The sequence below is a fragment of the Kitasatospora sp. NPDC054768 genome (assembly GCF_053612025.1).
The window spans coordinates 1-1,803 of the sequence record NZ_JBSHBN010000336.1; the positions used below are offsets into that span (position 1 = coordinate 1).

Sequence of the window (1,803 nt, forward strand, 5' to 3'; positions counted from 1 at the left end):
TCCGCCGCGAACGGAGCGATCTTCGCCTCGGCCAGCGAACGCACCGCCTCACGGAGCATCCCGTGCTCCTCGGAGATCCGGAAGAGATCGAAGTCCTGGCTCATGATCGCCACTCCTGTTTCACGACGGTACTCAGTACCCTTCATTATGCATGCGCGCGGCAAAAAGGGAACTCAGTGCCTTCCCTTCGCGGCACTGAGTTCCCTATCCTTTTCGTGCCGAACTACTGCCGAACTTCTGCCGAACGAGCCGGTCCGAGCGCAGGGAGATGACAGCGTGATCCACTCAGCCATCGATGCCGACACCCGCAGCACGACGCTGTACTTCCAGCGCTGCACGTGGTGCAACAACCCGACCTTCCAGCGGCTGCTCTGCCCCACCTGCGGATCCACCGACCTCAGGCTGGAGCCCAGCGAGGGCACCGGCGTGGTGCGGCGCTGCGCGGTCGAACAGGCCCGGACGCCGCTGGTCCGTCAGAAGTCCCTGATCCGCATGGCGGAGGGCTTCGACGTCTGGTGCATCGTGGACGGGATGCGCAGCACCGTGCCGGTCGGCACCCGGGTGCGGCTGCTCCCCTCCCCCGACTCCGACCAGCCGGAACTGCGGCTGCTGCCGATGGAGCCGCCACCGCCGGTGCAGGACACCGAGCCGCGCCCGCTGCCGCCGGCCCAGGGCGGCTTCACCCAGCACCTCGCCACCCAGCACCTCGCGGCCTTCGTCGCGGAGTGATCCGCCGGGGGACCGTGCGGCGGGCGGGGCGGACGGCGCGCCCGGGGCGCTGCCGGAGAGCGACGGAGACGACGGAGGGCGTGGCACCGAGTACCACTCGGCGCCACGCCCTCCGCTGTCGTCCGGGGATCAGGCCTTGCGGGCCTTCACCTCGGCGGTGAGCTGCGGCAGCACCTGGAAGAGGTCGCCGACCACGCCGTAGTCGGCGAGCTCGAAGATCGGGGCCTCGGAGTCCTTGTTGACGGCCACGATGGTCTTCGAGGTCTGCATGCCGGCCCGGTGCTGGATCGCACCCGAGATGCCGTTGGCCACGTACAGCTGCGGGGAGACCTGCTTGCCGGTCTGGCCGACCTGGCTGCTGTGCGGGTACCAGCCGGCGTCCACGGCGGCGCGCGAGGCGCCGACGGCCGCGCCCAGCGCGTCCGCGAGCTCCTCGACCACGCCGAAGCCCTCGGCGGCACCGACGCCGCGGCCGCCGGAGACCACGATGGCGGCCTCGGTCAGCTCCGGGCGGCCGGAGGACACGCGCGGGGTGCGCGAGGTCACCTTGGCGGCGTTGCCGGTGAACGCGACGGCGACGTTCTCCACCGCACCGGCGGCCGGGGCGGCCTCCGGGGCGACGGCGTTCGGCTTGACGGTGATGACCGGCGCACCCTTGCTCACCCGGGAGTCGACGGTGTACGAGGCGGCGAACACCGACTGGGTGGCGATCGGGCCCTGGTCGCCGGCGCGCAGGTCGACGGCGTCGGTGATGATGCCGGAGCCGATCCGCAGCGCGACGCGCGCGGCGACCTCCTTGCCCTCGCCGGAGGACGTCACCAGCACGGCGGCGACGTCGCCGGCCCCGGCGATCTGGGCCAGGGCGTCCACCTTGGGGACGACCAGCTGGTCGGCGAACTCGGCGCCGTCGGCGACGTACACCTTCACCGCGCCGTACTCGCCGGCCTTCGCCGCGATGTCGGCCGCGGCCGCACCGGCGCCGAGGACGACGGCGGACGGCTCGCCGATGCGGCGGGCCAGGGTCAGCAGCTCCAGGGCCGGCTTGCGGACCGCACCGTCGGCGTGGTCCACCAG

2 protein-coding genes are annotated in these 1,803 nt (G+C 72.3%); one reads left to right on the forward strand and one right to left on the reverse strand.

The genetic code is table 11. From position 1 onward, the window contains the following. Positions 1-276: 276 nt before the first annotated feature. Positions 277-729, forward strand: a complete 453-nt coding sequence (locus ACWGKU_RS40940) for a PhlB family protein (RefSeq protein WP_359915655.1) — start codon at positions 277-279, stop codon at positions 727-729. 129 nt (positions 730-858) lie between these two features. On the opposite strand, the gene ACWGKU_RS40945 is transcribed toward ACWGKU_RS40940, so the two are convergent. Then, complete coding sequence (locus ACWGKU_RS40945) at positions 859-1,803, reverse strand: electron transfer flavoprotein subunit alpha/FixB family protein (protein WP_452191835.1); 945 nt, start codon at positions 1,801-1,803, stop codon at positions 859-861.